This window comes from Aminobacter sp. MET-1 (genome assembly GCF_026521175.1).
Lineage (GTDB): Bacteria > Pseudomonadota > Alphaproteobacteria > Rhizobiales > Rhizobiaceae > Aminobacter.
Genome location: NZ_JAMSHL010000024.1, coordinates 38,940 through 57,252 on the forward strand (window position 1 = coordinate 38,940; position 18,313 = coordinate 57,252).

Below are 18,313 nucleotides of genomic sequence, written 5' to 3' on the forward strand. Positions count from 1 at the left end.
GAAATTTCAGAAGTAGCGCCGCGACCGCCGCTCCCTGAGCTGGTTCAGCTCCTTGCGTACCTCGCGCAGGCTGGCGCTGATCTCTTCGATCTGGCTGGTCGGCACCTGCGGTTCGTGCTGCATGGCCGGTTGCGGCGCCTGCGGCCAGGGATGATAGGCGGCCCCTGCCGGCGGCTGTGGCGGATAAGGGTATGACGCGCCATAGCCAGCCTGCGGCAAAACCGGCGCGAACCCCGGCTGCGGCGGATATGGCGACGCCATGCCGCCATATGGCATTGGCGGCGGGGCCGGCTGCTGAACGGGTGCAGGCGCTGTTTCGGTAGCCATTTCGACCGATTCGGCAACTTGCGTTGATCGAGGTGGCACTACGGGTTCGGCCCGCGCGCCGCTTGTCCCCTCGCCTGATACATTGCGGCGCCTGTTCTCGCGCGTGCGGCGCGCGGCGGTTTCCCTCAGGCTTTCCAGGGCACCGCGCATGCCGCCGATGCCGACGCCGGCGGCAAAGCCTAGGAATGCTCCGGCAAGCGAGATCATGGCGCGCGACGGGCCGGTCGATTCGAGCGGTGGCGAGGCCACCGAGATCACGCTGGCATTGGCCGGGTTGATGTCGCGCTGCTCGCCAGTCTCGCGGGCTCTAAGCAGGAAGGCTTCATAGACGGAACGCTTGGCCGCCACGTCGCGCTCGAGTTCGCGCAACGTCACCAGCTCGTCGCCGACGCTGCCCTGGCGCACCTTGAGCTGGGCAAGCCGTGCCGCAAGTTCCTGTTCGGTCTGGACGGCGCGCTTGAGTTCGACCTGGATCGAGCCGGCAACACGCTTGAGTTCGGTGGCGATGCGCTCGCGCGCGCCAGAAAGCTGGGCTTCGACTGCCTGACGCTCTGGATGTCGCGGCCCGAGCCGGACCGAAGCACGGTCGGCCTCCTGGGTCAGCGCCGCATACTGCGCCCTGAGCTCGGTGATCGCAGGCGAATTGATGGCTTCCGGCAGCGCGCCGGTTAGCACGGCATCGACCCCGACACTGCGCGTCGACGACGCGCGGGCGTTGAGTTCGAGCGTGCGGGCACGCGCGGCGGTCAGTTGGTCGTTGACGCGCTGAATCTCGTCGTCGGTGATCAGCCGGCCCTGCGGATTGATGAGGTCGTTCTCGGCCTTGAAGCTCTCGACCTTGCGCTCGGCCGCCTCGACCGAACTGCGCAGCTCGTTGAGACGGGCGTTAAGCTCGTCGGTGGCGCGGCCGGCGGTGCCGGCCTGCAGCTCACCATAGGTCTGCATGAAGACCTCGGTCATGGTGTTGGCGATGAGCGCCGACTTCTCAGGCTCACGCGTCTTGGCACCAATCGAGATGACGAAGGTCTTGCCACCGCGCTCGACGGTCAGCGCCTGGGCCAGATGCTCTGTGGCAAGCGTATGCCGACGGCCGGCATCGTCGCCACCGGCCTCGCCCGCGCCGAGCAGCGACTTGACGAAGGCGCGCGGGCTGAAGCCACCACTGCCGGCCTTGCCATTGAACTCGGGATCGTCGGCCAGATTGAGCTTGTCGACCACCTTGGTCAGCACCGAGCCCGACGTCATGACGCGGACCTGATTTTCGACGATGGCCAACGTCGCGTCCGACGGCAGGCCGGTATCGGTCAGGTCGCGGTCGGTCAGCTTGAGATTGCGCGGATCGACGATCATCTCGGTCCACGCCTGGTACATCTTCGGCGTCGACAGCGCGATCGCCACACCGAGCAGCGCACCGACCAATGTTGTTGTGGTGATCAGCCACTTGGAGCGGGTGATGCCGCCGATCACCTTCATCGGATCGATCAGAGGGCGCCAGCGGGCATCGTCGCCCTCATCCTCGTAGACCGGGGCAGGCTCCGGCACTGGAGGCTCGGCGGCAGCCAAGGGTGGAGGTGTCGAGCGGGACAGCCGGCCGCGCCAGCCGCCGAGCATCGACGTCCTGTCCGCAACGTCATTGGCTTCAGGCCGGGGAGCCGGGGCAACTATCGTGGCCGGAGCGCTCTGCGCTTGGATCGGCCCAGTATGCGGCTGGGCTTGCGCCGGAGCCGCCTCGGCAATCGCCTCGTCGCGCGCGGCCTGCTCGGCCTCGCGGCGGAAGCGCGCCAGGCGATGGCGCGCCGCTGCATCCTGCACGTCGTCTTCGGAGTGGACATCTTGATGATGATCGTCGGCGGCAACCGACAGCAGCGAGCTGCCCCGAACCTTTGGGGCCGCATCTTCCTGGCCGAGCGCTAGCAGCGAGTGCTTGCGCCTCCAGTCATCGCGGTTTCCGGATTCGGCCATTTTTGCGGAGCTGCTCTCAATGCGTCGCGCCGGATCAGACATCCGGTCGTTAACGCAAGCTAAGCAGGCATGGAAAACAAAAGGTTAATTGTCGGCAAATCCCGCCCCCAAAATGGCCGGGCAGAACGGCACATTAAGCTTTGCGCCCTATCGTTCATCCGGATCATGACCCAGGCCAACGACATAGGGCGCGTGCCACTGCGCAGCCGCATCGGCAGTCTGCTGTCGCAACAGCGGACACTGCTGCGCGATTACTTTTCGGCCATCAGCGGCTCGGCCGGACGGCTGATCTTCTCGCTCGTCTATTTCGTGGCGCTGGCCAACACGCTGTCGATCGCCGATTTCGGCCTGTTCGCCACGGCTTCGGCCGCAGGCGTCATGCTGTCGCGCACGCTTGCCTTCGGCTTCATCTCCGCGCTCTACCGCACCGCAACGATCCGCCCCCGGCTGATCGGCACCTACACAGCCGGCTTCCTGATGCTGGCATTGCTGTCGCTGCCGCTGCTTGCCGCCGCTTCTGCCCTGACCTGGTGGCTGTTCTTTTCCGGCACATTGGCCGCCGGCATTTTCGCAACCATCATCGTCGCCGAGGCTTTGCTCTGGCGCCCCGTCGAAGTGGCAATGATCGTCAACAACGGTCTTGGTCATTTCGGGCGCGCCGCAACGCTTTTGATCATCACGGCGGCGATCAAGGCAGCAGCAGCAGCTCTGTTCGCCGTCTGGCCGAGCCACTCGATCACCGCCTGGGCGGGCTTCTATGTCGCCTGCAATCTCGTCTCGCTGATTTTCGCTTTCGGCTTCTTCTATCCGCGCCAGCGGCTGCGGCTGGTGCCCGATCTCTATTGGCGCCGTCTCACCGATTCCATCTATGTCGCGGGATCGGAGGTTCTGTTCTACCTGCAGATGGAATTCGACAAGCTTCTGGTGCTTGCCATGGGCGGACCAAATCTCGCCGGCATCTACGCCATCCTGATGCGGCTGGTCGACCTGACGGCCATTCCGATCCGCGTCTTCTCGATGATGCTGGTGCGCAAGATGATGCGTGCGCCCGAAATGCTGTCGCGGCTGAAGATCAAGGTCGGCATCGAAAGCGGCATCTTCTTCGTCTCGACGGCGGCGCTGCTGGCGCTGGTCGTCGCCCTGCACTTCTTCCCCAACATTCTCGGCCGCAACGTCGCAGAAGCCGCGCCGCTGATCGGTCTCGCGCTTTTGATCCCGGCCTTGCGCAATCTCGTCGAATACCACGCCGAACTGCTGTTCGCCCGTGGCCAGACGCTGGTCCGCGCGATCAACCTGGCCATGCTGGCGGCCCTCAAGGCGGGCCTGCTGACGCTGCTACTGAAGGAAGTCACCGACACCGAAACACTGGTCTGGCTGCTCAACGGAATGTTTGGGCTGCTCTACCTGGCATCAGCGCTGGTGACGTATTCATTCCTGCGCCGGCCGGCCAAGGCACGGTAGATCATCGTCTGCCGCACTTCGGACGGAAAGCCGCCTCGCATTTCCTCTGGAATTGTCTGCGTCAGGCCCTGACGAAACGACGAATGCGGCCGAGGTCGGTCCCGATGAAGGACTGCATGCCGATCGCCACCTGCTCATCGCCCATGTCGCGGATGAAGGCCTCGAACTCGGCGTCGGACATAGCCTCGCCCGTCCAGTGAACCCGGCAGAATTCCTGCGATCCCGGGAAATGCCCCGACCTGCCCGCCACGTCATCGACGAAGCGGCCATAGATCATGCATTCGGAAAACTTGCGCCTGCTGCACACGGTCTCGACCCATTGCCGGCCGCTGACTTGGGCTATGCGGGCAAGCATGGCCAGCACGCTCGACCGGCGCCAGGCAATCAGGGTCGAAATATAGTCGTGCGATGACGTATTCGACGCAGGAATGCCAAGGACCCGTGCCGCGTTTTGCGACCAGATGCGCTGGTTTTCATGCCCCGGTTTGAGCAGGGCATCATCGCGCCGGAACAGCCGCAGCCTGCCGTCGTGCCAGAACCGTCGACAGTCGAACGGCTTCACGAAGGCGACGTCCGAATCGACATAGACGAGCGTTTCCTGCGCGATGTGCTCGGCAATCGCCATGCGCCGCAGCTGCTGCACGTGCCAGCCTCGCAACGGCGGCGCCTTGAGGCTCAGCCAGATGCGGCGGCGAAACAGGCTCGCCGGGTCAGGGATGTCGCGCAGCCATGACGGCAGGATGTCGCGCTCGTCGACAACCGTGCGGTGCCTGGTCTCAAGCTGGCGAAACAGCGCTACGTCGCGATGCTCCACCAGCAGATAGTGGTGCGAGGCGCCGCTGACATAAGCGTCGACCGTTTCGCACAACAGTCTGCAGCGCTCGAAGTCGCCGGCATAGCTGGCCGTCAGCAACGCCGCGTCGGGAATGGACGGACTGCCCGCGTTCACGGGCGCTCCTCCACGTTGCGACCAAAGAGCTTCTGGCGCAGTACCCGGATGAGGAAGAGCGGGTTGCCGACGATGTAGCGCCGCCACAGACGGCCGGGCTCGAGCACCAGCCGAAACAACCATTCGAGCCGGAGCCGGCGCATCCACATCGGTGCCCGCGGCGTCGAGCCGCTGAGGAAATCGAGCAGCGCACCGACGGCAATCGGCAACGTGCAGTGTTCCGGTTTCAGGTTGCGTTCGATCCAGAGTTCCTGGCGCGGCACGCCCATGGCGACCAGCAGGATGTCGGGCCGCAGTTCGCCGATCTGGCCAACAATTTCGGGCTCTTCGTCGGCGCTGAAATAGCCGTCGTGGATGACGACATAACGGTGCTGCGGCGCGAGTTCGGCAAGCCGTCCGGCCGCCAGGTCGACGCTGGCCTGCTTGGCACCCAGCAATGCTACCGTCAGAGGCGTATCGGTCGCCTTGAGCAAGGCCGGTACGAAGTCGGTACCGTTGAGATTGTCGGGGAAAGGCTGGCCATAGAGCCAGCGGGACGCGATATCGACCCCGATCCCGTCTGCCAGCACCAGGAAGTCCCCGAGTGCCGCGGCGAACTCCTTGTCGGAGCAGGCGATGTTGGCGTTATGGGCGTTGAGGAAGCTGATCTTGGTGAAGGTGCGGCTGGCGAGATGCGCCGACAGCAGCGACATCGCCTCGTCACGTTTCAGACTGGCAACCCGGATGCCAAGAATACGCCGGAAGGCGACGCCGCTGACGAAGGACTGGGCTTTCAACATACTCACGCCGCGGCCTCGCGAGCGTTTTCGCCCAGCTTTTGCAGGCCGAGGCGGACGGCCTTGTCGAGCGCAGCCTTCTGCCTGGCATGGAAATCAGCGCCATCGACATCGCCGACGCGCTGATCGACGGCCCGCTGCAGAGCTCTTGCAAAGGCAGCAGGATCGTCGGTCACGACGCAGTTTTCCGGCTTGTGGGCAATGCCGCGCAGCGAATGCGCTGTTGCCACCGACGGGAGGCCGAGTTCAAAGGTTTCGATGGTCTTGAGCTGAACACCGCTGCCCGAAGTGCTGACCAGCGGAATAACGGCGGCGCTACGTACGAAATCGATCGCATCGGGCACGCGGCCGACGAACTTCACTCCGGGATGCGCCGAAGCCATGCCTGACGGGGTGCTGCCGGCGATGTGGATACGGAAATCCCTGCGCAGATGCGGCACGACCTTGCCGAGAAACCAGTCGAGGCCGATCCTGTTGGGTTCCCACGTCCAGGTACCGATCAAAGCAGCATCGCATTCGATGCGGCGACTGCCCGCCATGGCCGGAAGCGCGGACCGCGTCACCAGCGGGAGTGCTGCCGAACGCGAGTCAGCATCGACGCCGAGTGCAGCGCGATCTTCCTCGGCCAGCGTGAAGACGAAACGGGCATTGCGGCACAGCCGCTTTTCGATGATTTCGAGCAGCCGCGCCTCGCGACGGAAAAGAGCGCGCTGGAAGGTACCGTCGGCGGCGCGGGCATTTTCGGCTGCCGAGCGGAACTCAACATTGTGAGCAACAAAGATCGACGGCTTGTCCTGGAAAACCGGCTCGAACGCTGCAGCCATCTGCACCGAATTCAGCACATAGCCGTCGACGGGACCGGCAGCCTTGATCGCCTGCCTCACCGTCTCTTCTGAGACGATGCGCAGTTTGGCCGAGGCGAAGGTCAGGCCCGAGGAGACCGCGCTCGCCAGCCAGGCCAGCTTGCGCGGCAAAGGTGCGGCATCGGTGCGCACGTCGACGGAGCCGAGCAGGATGGTGCTTTCAGGTTCCGACGGCGCCTTGCCGGGCCAGCCAAATCCGAGCACGGTTACGCGAACGCCGCTGCGCCGCAACGCGTCGATGATCGCCTGGTTGGCGATTTCGTAGCCCGAGGACAGGGCGCCATCGGGCACGATGGATGTGGCAAACAGCAAATGCATCACGACAAATTCCTGGTCACCGCCATAACAGGGCGCGGTTAACCCTTCATTGTGCAGTCCGGCTCCGGCATCAATTCGAGCCGTCGAACCGGCTCAAGGCGCGCCTTTGTTTAACCGACCGTTATCGGCGCGGTGTTAGTGAAAGGCTTCGAAAAACGGCGCCCGACATGACTGCACTGCCTCCACTTCGATCCGTGACCGTTGCCGGTCAGTCGCCCGCCCTGGCAGCGGATGCGGTGGACGTGGTGGTGACGCTGCCGACATTCCGGCGCCCGGAGCAATTGCTGGCGACACTCGATTCGCTCATTGGCCAGAAGACGATGCGCCGCTTCGCCGTCATCGTCATGGAGAACGATGCGGAGGGTGGCGAAGGCGTCCGGGCCGCGCTGCCGCTGTTCGAAGCGGGCAAGATCGACGGGATGGTCATCGTCGCCCATGAACGTGGCAACTGCAGCGCCTACAATGCCGGCTGGCACACCGCGCTGCTGCATTTTCCCAACTTCAGCCAGTTGCTGGTGATCGACGACGACGAACTCGCCGACCCACTCTGGCTGGAGACCATGTGCAAGGCGCAGGTGCGGCTTGGCGTCGACATTGTCGGCGGTCCTCAGGTTCCCGTCTTTGCCGAGCCCGCGCACCAGCGGTGGGCGACGCATCCGGTTTTTGCGCCGCCCTACACCACCACGGGCCGGGTCTCGGCACTTTACTCCTCCGGCAACCTGCTCATCAGCCGCGAGGTGCTGCTGGCGATGGGGCCGCCCTTTCTCGACCTGCGCTTCAACTTCATGGGCGGGGGCGATTCCGACTTTCTCAGTCGGTCGGCCCAGAAGGGCTTCAAGCTCGGCTGGTGCGCGGAAGGCAAGCTATTCGAGACCGTGCCGGCTCGGCGCGTCGAGCCGGACTGGATCAGGGCGCGCGGCCTGCGCAACGGGGTGATCTCGACGCTTGTCGCCAAGAAGAAATATGCGGGCACCCCGTTTGCCAACACGCGGGTGTTCCTGAAGAGCCTGGCGCTGCTTGCCGCATCGCCGCTGCGGGCCGCAAAACGCCTGATTTCAACGGGTTCGCTTTCGATCGCCGCCTATCCGATCCATGTTGCACTTGGCCGCGTACTGGTCGAGTTCGGTTACGCCAATGAGCAATACCGGCAGCCTGAGAAAAACTGAGACCGCCCCGCTGACGGCGGCCTTCACGCGGTCGGGCATCGCCACCGCGATCGCAACCGCGTTGCTGACCATCGTGATCATGTCGTTCCGCCCCTTCCAGCCGGCGGGCGCCGACGTGACCGGCGGTGGCGGTGACATCGTCAACCAGCTCGGCTTCGGCTCGCTGGGTGCTGCGTGCATCTTCGTGCTGCTGACTTTGGTGGAGCCCTCGCGGCTACGTGCCCTGGCCGGATTGCCATGGGCAATCCTGGTCGGCTTTTTCCTGATGTCGGTTGCCAATGCCATCGATCCTGCGGCGGCCTTCCGTGCCGCATCGTTCACACTGATCGGCATTCTCGCCATGTCGTGCGTCCTGATGCTGCCGCGCGACGCCGATTCCTTTTCGCTGGTGCTCGCTGTCGCCGGCTTTATCATTGTCGGCGTCAGCCTTGCCGGCGTCGTGGTCTATCCCAGTGTCGCGATCCACGGTGCCGACGGCGTCGAACCCGAGCATGCCGGGCTGTGGCGCGGCGCGTTCACCCACAAGAACATTGCCGGGCCGATCATGGCCTGCTTCAGCTTCGCCGGTATCTACCTATTCCGCCGCAACTGGCGCTGGAGCGGTGGCGCGCTGTTTCTCGCTGCCATGTTCTTCATGGCGCATACGGGATCGAAGACGACAGCCGGCCTGGTGCCACTGTCGATCATGTTCGTGATGCTGCCTGGGATCGTCGGAATGCGGCTGGGAACAGCGCTGCTGTTTGCCGTTGCGATCCTCGGCACCGCATTGGCGACGCTGGGCATCGTCTTCATCGATCCGCTGAAAGAGCTCGCTGCCTACTATTTCCCCGACCTTACCTACACCGGCCGCACCACGATCTGGGCCTTTGCCGGCGAGATGATCGCCAAGCAACCATGGTTCGGCTATGGCTATGAGAGTTTCTGGGGCATGCCTGTCGTCACCAACACCGACACGTCGTTCGACCAGGACTGGGACATCACCGGCATCGTTCACGGGCACAACGGTTATGTCGACCTTGCCGTGCAGATGGGCTTGCCGGCACTGATGGTAGCCGTCTACGTTTTCCTGATTGCCCCCCTGCGCGACTACATGCGCATCCCGCTCTACAAGGAGAACGTCTATCTCGGCGACTTCTTCATGATGGTGTTGCTGTTCACCTCGCTCAACGCGTTTCTCGAAAGCTTCTTCTTCCGCCGCGCCGATCCTGTGTGGATGTTCTTCGTCTTCGGCGTGCTCGGGCTGCGGCTGGCCTCGCGTATGGTGATCAGCAAGTCGGCCCCTTGATCGCCCGATGTGGCCGGGACATTGTCGCGCCATGGTTCATGCCCTCTCCCGACGACAGCTCCTCCTCCAGGCCGCCGGCGCCGGCGCGGTTTCTGTCCTCGGACTGCCCGGCGCACGCGCCGCCGCCTGGCCGAAGATCGAGGCGACATTTCTCTTTGCGTGCGACATCCACGCCTGCCGCATGGCAAGCGGGCTTAGTCCGCATTGCCTCGAGGAAGGCAAGACCGATGACAATTTGCGCCGCCATATCGCAGCGCTCAACAGGGTCGGCGAGTTGAACTGGCCGAGCGAGATCAATGGCGTACCGACCCAACTGGCCGGTTCTGGCAAGCGCATCGGGGCATCGCTCGGGCTGGTCATCGGCGGCGACATGACCGACGACGGCGGCGGCCAGGTGACCTTGCCGCATGAAGGCACGCAGCTCCTACAGTTCAGCCAGCGCTACCAGCAGGGCACCGGTCCCGACAGGGTCCATGTGCCCGTCTATGTCGGGCTCGGCAACCACGACCTCGACCAGGACGGCCCCCCCCCGCATGTCGACTGGTACCGCCGCGAGATGCGCGACTATGTCGAGATCAATCACCGGCCCAGCGTGTTCTTCAAGCCGCCGGTGCCCGCCGGCAATTACGACATGCTGTCGGACAGCTACTCCTGGGACTGGGGCGGGCTGCATCTGGTACAGACGCACCGCTTCGCCGGCGACACGGCCAAGGGAGCTGTAAGCGCGCTGGACTGGTTGAAACAGGACCTGAAGGACAATGCCGGAGACGGCCGTCCCGTCGTGCTGTTCCAGCATTATGGCTGGGATCCGTTTTCAACCGAGGCGTGGGATGCGGCCGCAAACACCTTCGACGACAGCGGCAGCGGCCAACCCCATTGGTGGAGCGACGACGACCGGAGAGCCTTGCTCCAGGCGATCGGCGGCTACAATGTCATCGGCATATTCCACGGCCACGAACACAAGGTACCTATGGCCTACAAGCGCAACGGGCTGGACCTGTTCAAGCCGATTGCCGCCTTCAAGGGCGGCTTCGCAGTGGTGCGCATCACCGACGCGTTCATGGACGTGGTTCTGGCAGAAGCAGGCCAGCAAGGCGACATTACCTTCACCAACGCCTTCACCAAGAAACTATCTGGCACACCCTGAAGCTGCGCTTCGCCCTTCCGCATAGCGGCAAGACCGTCTATGTCAGGAGTGTTCGGAGGCTTTGAATGACCATCAGACTGATCCTCGCCGGTTGCGGCAACATGGGCTATGCCATGCTCAAGGGCTGGCTGAATTCAGGCAAACTGGCTGCGGCGGAAACCTTCGTCGTCGAGCCCAATGCCGAGCTGCGCGCCCGTGCGGCCGAACTCGGCAGCCGCGTCGCATCGGAAGTCGGCGGCATCCCGGCTGACGCCGAGCCCGAAATCGTGGTGCTCGCGGTCAAGCCCCAGGTCATCAAGGATGTCACATCAGGCTACCGCCGCTTCGGCGATGGCCGCACGACCTTCGTCAGCGTCGCAGCAGGCACACCTGTCAGCACTTTCGCCGAAATCCTCGGGGCAAAGACGCCGATCGCCCGCTGCATGCCCAACACACCCGCGGCCATCGGCAAGGGCATGATGGTGGTCTATTCCAACGAGCATGTAACCGACGCGACCAAGGCTATGGTCGGCGACCTGCTCTCGGCCAGCGGCGAAGTTGCCGCCATCGCTGACGAAGGGCTGATGGACGCGGTCACCGCGGTGTCGGGTTCGGGCCCGGCCTACATCTTCCACTTCATCGAGAGCCTGACGGCTGCGGCAGAACATGCCGGCCTGCCGCCGGAGACGGCATCGCTGCTCGCCATGCAGACGGTCTATGGCGCGGCAAGCCTCGCCGCCGAAAGCCGCGAGGACCCGGCCGTGCTGCGCCGTCAGGTCACCAGCCCGAACGGCACCACGGCAGCGGCGCTCAACGTGCTGATGGGCGAGGACCGCCTGAAGAACCTGCTCACCGAAGCCGTCGAGGCGGCCCGGCTGCGTTCCATCGAGCTCGGCAAGTAGCTATTTCGCTTCGGCCTCGGCCTGCAGCGCCCGGATGTGGGGTGCTGCCGCCTCGTTGACGGCGCGCTCCATATCGCGGAACTGGCGCACGACCTGTTCGCCGACAAGCGTGAGCTCGGCGCCACCGCCATGCTTGCCGCCGGTCTTGGCCGCAACCAGCGGCTTTCCGAACATGTCCTTGAGCTCTTCCACCAGATCCCAGGCGCGCTTGTAGGACATTTCCATGGCGCGTGCCGCGGCCGAAATCGAGCCGGTGGCGGCGATCTGTTCGAGAAGCTCGACCTTGCCTGGGCCGAGGCGGCCCTTGGGATCGAGATACAGGCGCAGGGTCAGGGATGGCATCGGCTACTCCAGTCTTCAGCTGGTTAGCACAAGCGGCGCACCCGGAGAAAGATTGGCGCGGTCGAAGGCAACAGTCTTGATGACCGCAAACACGTCGCGCCCGATGGCAAGTTGCAGCGCCTCGAAGGACTGGCGGGTAATGCGCGACACCAGCAGGTCGCCATGGCAATCGACCTTGAGATCGACCTGAGTGCCGTCGACCTGGCTGATCTCGGCGATACGCCCGGCAAGAATGTTGAGCGCACTGAGGCCTTTCGGCCGCTCGGTAGCGATCATCACGTCCCGCGCGCGGATGCGGACGCGCACCGTCGCACCTTCGTGCCTGTCGATGCGAGCTACGCGCATTTCGCCGGCCGCTGCGCCCAGCACGGTCATGCCAAAGACCTCGTCATGGGCCAGCACCTTCATCTCGAGGACTGCACCGCCCTCGCCCACCTCTTCCGGCGGCAGAAGGTCGAGGCGGCGCATGATCTCGGCGGTCGGTCCGGCAGCGGCCACCCTGCCGTTGCCCATGACGACGATGTCGGTGGCAAGCCGCGCCACCTCCGAGATCGAATGGCTGACATAGACGATCGGGATCCTGGTCTCGTCGCGCAACCGCTCGAGATAAGGCATGATCTCGGCCTTGCGGGCATCGTCGAGAGAGGCCAGCGGCTCGTCCATCAAGAGCAGCTTCGGGCTCGCCAGCAGCGCCCGGCCAATGGCAACCCGCTGCTTTTCGCCACCTGACAGCAGCGACGGCCGACGCGCTAGCAGCTGGCCGATGCCGAGCATGTCGACCACGCGATCGAAGTCGGCATAACGCTCGGCGCGGGGCGTGAACCAGCGGCCATAGGTCAGGTTGGAGCGCACCGTCAGATGCGGGAACAGCCGGGCGTCCTGAAACACGAAGCCGACGCGCCGCTTGTGGGCAGGCACGAAGCTGCGCGTGGCGTTGTCGACCAGCGTACGCCCGTCGATGACGATCCGCCCGGCATCCGGACGGATCAGCCCGGCGATGATGTTGATGAGTGAGGTCTTGCCCGAGCCCGACGGGCCGAACAGCGCAGTCAGATGACCGCTGCTTTCGAAGCGGGCTTCGAGCTGGAGGGCGCCGAGACGGTGGCTGACATCGACCGAGAGCGTCATTCGACATCCATACGCTTGCCGATGCGGCGCGCCAGCATTTCCGAGACGACCAGTGCCGCCATCGAGATGATGATCGAAATCAGGGTCAGGCGCATGGCCCCGGCGTCGCCGCCCGGCACCTGGGTGAAGGTGTAGATTGCCGACGGCAGCGTCTGGGTTTCGCCCGGGATGTTGGAGACGAAGGTGATGGTGGCGCCGAATTCGCCCATGGCCTTGGCGAAAGACAGGATCATGCCGGCGACGATACCCGGCAGCACCAGAGGCAGGGTGACAGTGGCAAACACCCAGAGCGGGCTCGCGCCCAATGTTCCGGCCGCGGATTCCAGGCGGCGGTCGACCGCCTCGATGGACAGGCGGATAGCGCGCACCATAAGCGGAAAGCCCATGACGGCGCAGGCAAGTGCTGCACCAGTCCAGCGGAAGGAGAAAACAATGCCGAAATTGTCCGCGAGGAAGGCGCCTATCGGTCCACGACGGCCGAAGCTGAGCAGCAGCAGATAGCCGGTGACGACAGGCGGCAGCACGAGCGGCAGGTGAACGATGCCGTTGAGCAGCGACTTGCCCCAGAAATTCTTCCGCGCAAGCACCAAGGCAACAAGGATGCCGAGCGGCAGGCTGCCCACCATCGCCCACAGCCCGACCTTTATCGACAGGTGGACCGCATTCCATTCGTCAGGAGTGAGGTCCAGTATTCCCAAGTCGCATTCCCTCAAAAACCTGTCCCACCCCGTCATCCGGGATGGGACGTTTGTCCCCAATAGCGGGAGCTTAGCTGCAAAGCGGTAAACCAGTCGCTATTTGGCCAGCACCGTGAAGCCCTGGGCTTCGAACAGTTCCTTGGCCTTGGCGGACTGAAGATACTTCACGTATTCGGCAGCGTCCGCGTTCTTGGATTCTGCCGTCACGCCGACCGGATAGACGATGGGAGGATGCGAGTCTTCCGGGAAGACGCCGACGATCTTCACGCCTGGCTCGGCCGTTGCGTCGGTCTGGTAGACGATGCCGAGCGGCGCTTCGCCGGTCGAGACCAGCTTGAGGGCGGCACGCACGTTTTCAGCCTGGGCGACCTTGCCCTCGACCGACGACCAGACGCCGAGCTTCTCGAGCGCCGCCTTGCCATATTTGCCGGCAGGTACGGCCTTGACGTCGCCCATGGCGAGACGGCCTTCGCCGAGCAGTCCGGCGAGGTCGAAATTCGCGGCGATGTCAGCCTTGGCGGCCGAATCCTTCGGCGCAACGAGCACGATGCGGTTGCCCAGAAGCTTCACGTCGGAACCTTCCTTGATGAGCTTCTTGTCGGCGAGGTACTTCATCCAGTCGAGATCGGCCGAGATGAACACGTCGGCAGGCGCACCTTCCTCGATCTGCTTGGCCAGCGCCGAGCTTGCCGCATAAGACGCGGTCGCCTGCTTGCCGCTCTCGGTCTTCCAGGCTGCGTCGATGGCGTCGAGCGCGTTCTTGAGGCTCGCCGCTGCAAACACGACAACATCGCCTTCGGCCCGTGCCGACGGCATGCCAAACGACAGCGCGACGGCCAGGCCGCCTGCCATTGCGGCAAGCCGCAAACCAAATCCCCTACGCGTGAACATGATGATCCCTCCGTCATTGTCGGCCGATTTGCGCCGAGTTCGTTATATTCATATGGATATAGCACTGGGCAGGCAACTACCCATAGAGGTGGTTTTGGTAGAAAGAGTTGCGGCAACAGCAGCGGCTATGGGGCAGCGGTTGCGAGCCTGGGTTGGCACTGCAATCCGGGGGAGACTGGCCCCCATGTTCGTGGCATATGTGACTGGCTTACCATGGGGGATGGGAGCCTTGGCGGCCACGCCGACGCATTCTCCCCTTTCGTCACCGCAATAAGAGTTCCCCCTGACATGTCCGGCATCACCACATTCGACCTCATCTGGCTCGCTATTGCGCTTCTTGGCGCGGGTGCCATCACCGGCCTGCTCGCCGGCGTGTTCGGCGTCGGCGGCGGCACCGTCATCGTGCCGGTGCTGTACGAACTGTTCCAGGCTGTCGGGGTTCCTGAGGAGGTACGCATGCCGCTCTGCGTCGGCACCTCGCTCGCCATCATCATCCCGACCTCGATCCGCTCGTTCAACGCCCACCGCGCCAAGGGTGCCGTCGACATCGCGATCCTCAAGCAATGGGCCATACCGGTGGTGGTCGGCGTCATCATGGGCAGCGTCATTGCGCGCTATGCGCCCGCCGACCTGTTCAAGGCCATCTTCGTCATCGTCGCCGGCATCTCGGCGATCCGCCTGCTGTTCGGCAAGGATTCCTGGCGCCTCGGCCTGGAGATGCCGGGCAAGCTGGTGATGAACGTTTATGGTTGGATCATCGGCGTGCTGTCGAGCCTGATGGGCATCGGCGGCGGCCAGCTGTCCAACCTGTTCATGACCTTCTACGGCCGGCCTATCCACCAGGCGGTGGCGACCTCGTCGGGCCTCGGCGTGCTGATCTCGGTGCCGGGCGCTCTCGGCTACATCTATGCCGGCTGGCCGCGCGCTGCCCAGTATCCCGATGTGGCCGCGCTGCAGTTTCCGCTGTCGCTCGGCTATGTCTCGCTGGTCGGCCTGATCCTGTTCGTGCCGACCAGTGTGCTGACAGCACCGTTGGGCGCAAAACTTGCCCATGCACTGTCGAAGCGGAAGCTTGAGGTTGCCTTCGGCATATTCCTGCTTCTGATCAGCTTGCGCTTCCTGTTCAGTCTGTTCGACTGATGCCTTTGCCCAAATGAAAACGCCCGGCAATGCCGGGCGTTTGCACATCAGAGAAAGAAGTCGGTCACGCCCTTTCGAGCGCGACCGCGATGCCTTGGCCGACGCCGATGCACATGGTGGCCAGCGCCAGCTTGCCACCGCGCAGGCCAAGCTCGAGCGCTGCGGTGCCGGCAATGCGGGCGCCCGACATGCCCAGCGGATGACCGAGCGCGATCGCCCCGCCATTCGGGTTCACATGCCCGGCGTCCTCGGCAATGCCGAGCTCGCGCAGCACGGCGATACCCTGCGAGGCGAAGGCTTCGTTCAGCTCAATGACATCGAAGTCGGAAGGCGAAATGCCCAGCCGTGCGCACAGCTTGCTGGTTGCCGGCGCTGGGCCGATGCCCATGATGCGCGGGGCAACACCGGCGGCTGCACCGCCAAGCACGCGCGCGATCGGCGTGAGGCCGTATTTCTTCACTGCGACCTCGGAGGCAACGATCAGCGCGGCAGCACCGTCATTGACGCCGGAGGCATTGCCGGCCGTCACCGTGCCACCCTCCCGGAACGGCGTCGGCAGCTTGGCCAAAGTCTCGATGGTGGTGCCGGCGCGCGGATGCTCGTCCTTGGCGACGACTGTTGCACCGCCCTTGCGCTGCGGGATCGTCACCGGCGTGATCTCCTTGTCGAGGCGACCGCTCTCCTGCGCTGCGACAGCCTTGTTCTGGCTGCGCACGGCAAAGGCGTCCTGGTCGGCACGACTGACCGAGAATTCCTCGGCCACGTTCTCGCCGGTCTCCGGCATCGAATCGATGCCGTACTGCCCCTTCATCACCGGGTTGACGAAACGCCAGCCGATGGTGGTGTCGTGGATTTCGGCGTGACGCGAAAACGCTGCATCTGCCTTGGGCATGACGAAGGGCGCGCGGCTCATGCTCTCGACGCCGCCTGCGATCATCAACTCCGCTTCGCCGGCCTTGATGGCGCGAGCAGCCGCAATCAGCGCGTCCATGCCCGAGCCGCAGAGGCGGTTGATGGTCGTGCCCGACACGTCCTGCGGCAGTCCGGCCAGAAGCAGCGACATGCGCGCGACGTTGCGGTTGTCCTCGCCGGCCTGGTTGGCGCAGCCGAAGATCACGTCGTCAATGGCGGCCCAGTCGACCGAGGCGTTGCGCGCGACCAACGCCTTCAGCGGGATGGCGCCGAGATCGTCGGCGCGCACCGAAGACAGCGAGCCGCCAAAGCGGCCGATCGGCGTGCGGATGTAGTCGCAGATATAGGCCTCGGCCATTCATGATCCTCCCTGTACAGATGCCTGGCCGCTATGGGCGGCGTCGGTGCGCGCCTTTAAATCACGCAGCGTCTGCAATTCCAACCGGCTTGGCTCGGCTGTTTCGGCAAGCGTGTCGGCAAACTTCACCGTCCAGCCGCAGGTCTCCTGCACATGATCGCGGGTGACGCCGGGATGCAGCGAGACGACGGTGAATTCCTTGGTGACAGGATCCGGCTTCCAGATCGCCAAATCGGTGATCAAAAGCGTCGGGCCCTTGGTGTCGATGCCGAGGCGCTGGCGGTGGTCGCCGCCGTCGCCATGGCCGAACGAAGTGTAGAAGTCGATCTTCTCGACCATGCCGCGCCTGGATTGCGCCATGGTGACGTAGATCTCCTTCGACGACGTCGCGATCTCCGGCGCGCCACCACCGCCCGGAAGACGGGTCTTGGGGTGGGCGTAATCGCCGATGACAGTGGTGTTGATGTTGCCGAACCTATCGAGCTGAGCGGCGCCGAGGAAGCCGATGGAGATGCGCCCGCCCTGCAGCCAGTAGCGGAACATCTCCGGCACCGACACGGTGGTGACGGCAGTGTCACACAGTTCGCCGTCGCCGATCGAAAGCGGCAGCACGTCGGGCGCCGTGCCGATGGTGCCGGATTCGTAGATCAGCGTGATGTCGGGCGCATGCGTCAGCCGCGCCACGTTGCAGGCAGCCGACGGCGCGCCGATGCCAACAAAGCAGACATCGTCGCCCTTGAGCGCGCGCGAGGCGGCAATGGTCATCATTTCGTTTGGGGTGAAGCCGAGTTCGCTCATGCCACGTTCCTCAGCTGTTCGACGCGGGCCGCGAAATCGTCGGCGGTCTTTTCGATGACGTTCTTCTGCATCCACTCGCGGAAGCGGTCGCGGTCGGCTGATATTTCGTCCCATTCGAGATAAGACGCATTGTCCCTGACGTAGTAGCCATGGGCGTAGGATGGATGCGCCCCGCCAGGTACGACCGAGATGGCCGTTACCGACCAGTTGGGCAGCACCGTCAGGTTCGGATGCAGGTCGTCGAAATTATCGACCACCTCCTCGACGGTCACCACGGCGCGCCTGGCGGCAAGGGCCGCCTCCTTCTGGATGCCGATGATGCCCTCGACCAGCACATCGCCCTTCCTGTTGGCCTTCTGCGCGTGGATGAATGTGACGTCGGGCCGAACCGAAGGAACGGCCGCAAGCACCTCGCCTGAAAACGGGCAGGTCACCGACCTGATGTTGGGGTTGACCCTGGCAAGTTCGGCGCCGCGATACCCTCGAAAGATGGCGCAAGGCAGACCCGCAGCACCCGCCTCATAGGCATTGGCCATGGCGGCGTGGCTGTGCTCCTCGATCTCCAGCGCATGCGGAAAACCGTTCTCGACGGCATCGCGCAGGCGGCGCAGCAGGCCGACGCCAGGATTGCCGGCATAGGAAAAGATTGCCTTCTTTGCCATGCCCATGCCGATCATCTGGTCATAGACCAGGTCAGGCGTCATGCGCACCAGCGTCAGGTCCTTGAAGCCCTGGCGGATCGCCTCATGCGCGGCCGCAGTGGGAATGAGATGGGTGAAGCCTTCAAAGGCCACCGTGTCGCCGTTGTTGAGATTTTCGGCAACTGCCTTCGATAGGGGAAGAAACTTGGCCATCGCAATTTGCCTCGGTCACCAAAAGTTCGCATTGCGAACAATTGTTTTATATGCGAT

The 18,313-nt window shown here is 64.1% G+C and carries 17 protein-coding genes; 6 read left to right on the forward strand and 11 right to left on the reverse strand.

Annotated features, from left to right (window positions below):
- Positions 1-6: 6 nt before the first annotated feature.
- The gene (locus NDO48_RS24690; RefSeq protein ID WP_267322574.1) at positions 7-2,289 is read right to left on the reverse strand and encodes a GNVR domain-containing protein; all 2,283 of its coding nucleotides are present in this window, start codon (positions 2,287-2,289) and stop codon (positions 7-9) included.
- A gap of 165 nt (positions 2,290-2,454) precedes the next feature.
- Here NDO48_RS24690 and NDO48_RS24695 point away from each other — a divergent pair, with 165 nt between their 5' ends.
- Entirely contained in the window at positions 2,455-3,750 is a 1,296-nt protein-coding gene (locus tag NDO48_RS24695) for a lipopolysaccharide biosynthesis protein (RefSeq protein ID WP_018426554.1), read from the forward strand.
- 61 nt (positions 3,751-3,811) lie between these two features.
- On the opposite strand, the gene NDO48_RS24700 is transcribed toward NDO48_RS24695, so the two are convergent.
- The 3 genes from NDO48_RS24700 to NDO48_RS24710 are packed head-to-tail and all read right to left on the reverse strand — an operon-like array spanning position 3,812 to position 6,656.
- Positions 3,812-4,699 carry a DUF6492 family protein gene (locus NDO48_RS24700; protein WP_026226902.1) on the reverse strand — a complete coding sequence of 296 codons (888 nt, stop codon included), beginning with the start codon at positions 4,697-4,699 and terminating at the stop codon, positions 3,812-3,814.
- Positions 4,696-5,478 carry a WecB/TagA/CpsF family glycosyltransferase gene (locus tag NDO48_RS24705; RefSeq protein ID WP_018426552.1) on the reverse strand — a complete coding sequence of 261 codons (783 nt, stop codon included), beginning with the start codon at positions 5,476-5,478 and terminating at the stop codon, positions 4,696-4,698. The genes NDO48_RS24700 and NDO48_RS24705 overlap by 4 nt, the downstream gene beginning before the upstream one ends.
- Before the next feature lie 2 nt (positions 5,479-5,480).
- Positions 5,481-6,656 carry a glycosyltransferase gene (locus tag NDO48_RS24710; RefSeq protein WP_018426551.1) on the reverse strand — a complete coding sequence of 392 codons (1,176 nt, stop codon included), beginning with the start codon at positions 6,654-6,656 and terminating at the stop codon, positions 5,481-5,483.
- Between the two features lie 167 nt (positions 6,657-6,823).
- On the opposite strand from NDO48_RS24710, the gene NDO48_RS24715 reads away from it, so the two are divergent.
- From NDO48_RS24715 to proC, 4 genes are all read left to right on the forward strand, one after another.
- A complete protein-coding gene (locus NDO48_RS24715) occupies positions 6,824-7,822 on the forward strand; it encodes a glycosyltransferase family 2 protein (protein WP_026226900.1) in 999 nt (332 codons plus the stop codon).
- On the forward strand, positions 7,791-9,107 hold the full coding sequence (locus NDO48_RS24720; protein ID WP_018426549.1) for an O-antigen ligase family protein: 1,317 nt from the start codon (positions 7,791-7,793) through the stop codon (positions 9,105-9,107). The genes NDO48_RS24715 and NDO48_RS24720 overlap by 32 nt, the downstream gene beginning before the upstream one ends.
- A 31-nt stretch (positions 9,108-9,138) precedes the next feature.
- Positions 9,139-10,254, forward strand: coding sequence for a metallophosphoesterase (locus NDO48_RS24725; RefSeq protein ID WP_018426548.1), 1,116 nt, complete (start codon positions 9,139-9,141; stop codon positions 10,252-10,254).
- A gap of 65 nt (positions 10,255-10,319) precedes the next feature.
- Positions 10,320-11,135 (forward strand): pyrroline-5-carboxylate reductase, encoded by an 816-nt coding sequence (gene proC, locus NDO48_RS24730; RefSeq protein ID WP_018426547.1) that lies wholly within the window; start codon positions 10,320-10,322, stop codon positions 11,133-11,135.
- On the opposite strand, the gene NDO48_RS24735 is transcribed toward proC, so the two are convergent.
- From NDO48_RS24735 to modA, 4 genes are all read right to left on the reverse strand, one after another.
- Positions 11,136-11,477 (reverse strand): winged helix-turn-helix domain-containing protein, encoded by a 342-nt coding sequence (locus NDO48_RS24735; protein ID WP_018426546.1) that lies wholly within the window; start codon positions 11,475-11,477, stop codon positions 11,136-11,138. It lies immediately after the preceding gene.
- Between the two features lie 15 nt (positions 11,478-11,492).
- Complete coding sequence (gene modC, locus NDO48_RS24740) at positions 11,493-12,605, reverse strand: molybdenum ABC transporter ATP-binding protein (protein ID WP_267322575.1); 1,113 nt, start codon at positions 12,603-12,605, stop codon at positions 11,493-11,495.
- Positions 12,602-13,303 (reverse strand): molybdate ABC transporter permease subunit, encoded by a 702-nt coding sequence (gene modB, locus NDO48_RS24745; RefSeq protein ID WP_026226899.1) that lies wholly within the window; start codon positions 13,301-13,303, stop codon positions 12,602-12,604. The genes modC and modB overlap by 4 nt, the downstream gene beginning before the upstream one ends.
- Positions 13,304-13,399: 96 nt before the next feature.
- The gene (gene modA / locus NDO48_RS24750; RefSeq protein WP_267322576.1) at positions 13,400-14,194 is read right to left on the reverse strand and encodes a molybdate ABC transporter substrate-binding protein; all 795 of its coding nucleotides are present in this window, start codon (positions 14,192-14,194) and stop codon (positions 13,400-13,402) included.
- Positions 14,195-14,482: 288 nt separating this feature from the next.
- Between modA and NDO48_RS24755 the strand changes: the two genes are divergently transcribed.
- The gene (locus NDO48_RS24755) at positions 14,483-15,334 is read left to right on the forward strand and encodes a sulfite exporter TauE/SafE family protein (RefSeq protein ID WP_267322577.1); all 852 of its coding nucleotides are present in this window, start codon (positions 14,483-14,485) and stop codon (positions 15,332-15,334) included.
- 64 nt (positions 15,335-15,398) lie between these two features.
- On the opposite strand, the gene pcaF is transcribed toward NDO48_RS24755, so the two are convergent.
- The 3 genes from pcaF to NDO48_RS24770 are packed head-to-tail and all read right to left on the reverse strand — an operon-like array spanning position 15,399 to position 18,256.
- The gene (gene pcaF / locus NDO48_RS24760; protein ID WP_267322578.1) at positions 15,399-16,604 is read right to left on the reverse strand and encodes a 3-oxoadipyl-CoA thiolase; all 1,206 of its coding nucleotides are present in this window, start codon (positions 16,602-16,604) and stop codon (positions 15,399-15,401) included.
- Complete coding sequence (locus tag NDO48_RS24765) at positions 16,605-17,402, reverse strand: CoA-transferase subunit beta (protein ID WP_018426540.1); 798 nt, start codon at positions 17,400-17,402, stop codon at positions 16,605-16,607. It abuts the gene before it with no gap.
- On the reverse strand, positions 17,399-18,256 hold the full coding sequence (locus NDO48_RS24770; RefSeq protein WP_267322579.1) for a CoA transferase subunit A: 858 nt from the start codon (positions 18,254-18,256) through the stop codon (positions 17,399-17,401). The genes NDO48_RS24765 and NDO48_RS24770 overlap by 4 nt, the downstream gene beginning before the upstream one ends.
- Positions 18,257-18,313 lie beyond the last annotated feature (57 nt).

Excerpts from the sequence above, each read along its gene's own strand:
- pcaF (WP_267322578.1), bottom strand. The coding sequence starts at position 16,604 with ATGGCCGAGGCCTATATCTGCGACTACATCCGCACGCCGATCGGCCGC.
- NDO48_RS24765 (WP_018426540.1), bottom strand. The coding sequence starts at position 17,402 with ATGAGCGAACTCGGCTTCACCCCAAACGAAATGATGACCATTGCCGCC.
- NDO48_RS24755 (WP_267322577.1), top strand. The coding sequence starts at position 14,483 with ATGTCCGGCATCACCACATTCGACCTCATCTGGCTCGCTATTGCGCTT.
- NDO48_RS24705 (WP_018426552.1), bottom strand. The coding sequence starts at position 5,478 with ATGTTGAAAGCCCAGTCCTTCGTCAGCGGCGTCGCCTTCCGGCGTATT.
- NDO48_RS24695 (WP_018426554.1), top strand. The coding sequence starts at position 2,455 with ATGACCCAGGCCAACGACATAGGGCGCGTGCCACTGCGCAGCCGCATC.
- NDO48_RS24770 (WP_267322579.1), bottom strand. The coding sequence starts at position 18,256 with ATGGCCAAGTTTCTTCCCCTATCGAAGGCAGTTGCCGAAAATCTCAAC.
- proC (WP_018426547.1), top strand. The coding sequence starts at position 10,320 with ATGACCATCAGACTGATCCTCGCCGGTTGCGGCAACATGGGCTATGCC.
- NDO48_RS24720 (WP_018426549.1), top strand. The coding sequence starts at position 7,791 with ATGAGCAATACCGGCAGCCTGAGAAAAACTGAGACCGCCCCGCTGACG.
- modA (WP_267322576.1), bottom strand. The coding sequence starts at position 14,194 with ATGTTCACGCGTAGGGGATTTGGTTTGCGGCTTGCCGCAATGGCAGGC.
- NDO48_RS24735 (WP_018426546.1), bottom strand. The coding sequence starts at position 11,477 with ATGCCATCCCTGACCCTGCGCCTGTATCTCGATCCCAAGGGCCGCCTC.
- NDO48_RS24710 (WP_018426551.1), bottom strand. The coding sequence starts at position 6,656 with ATGCATTTGCTGTTTGCCACATCCATCGTGCCCGATGGCGCCCTGTCC.
- NDO48_RS24725 (WP_018426548.1), top strand. The coding sequence starts at position 9,139 with ATGGTTCATGCCCTCTCCCGACGACAGCTCCTCCTCCAGGCCGCCGGC.
- NDO48_RS24715 (WP_026226900.1), top strand. The coding sequence starts at position 6,824 with ATGACTGCACTGCCTCCACTTCGATCCGTGACCGTTGCCGGTCAGTCG.
- modC (WP_267322575.1), bottom strand. The coding sequence starts at position 12,605 with ATGACGCTCTCGGTCGATGTCAGCCACCGTCTCGGCGCCCTCCAGCTC.
- NDO48_RS24690 (WP_267322574.1), bottom strand. The coding sequence starts at position 2,289 with ATGGCCGAATCCGGAAACCGCGATGACTGGAGGCGCAAGCACTCGCTG.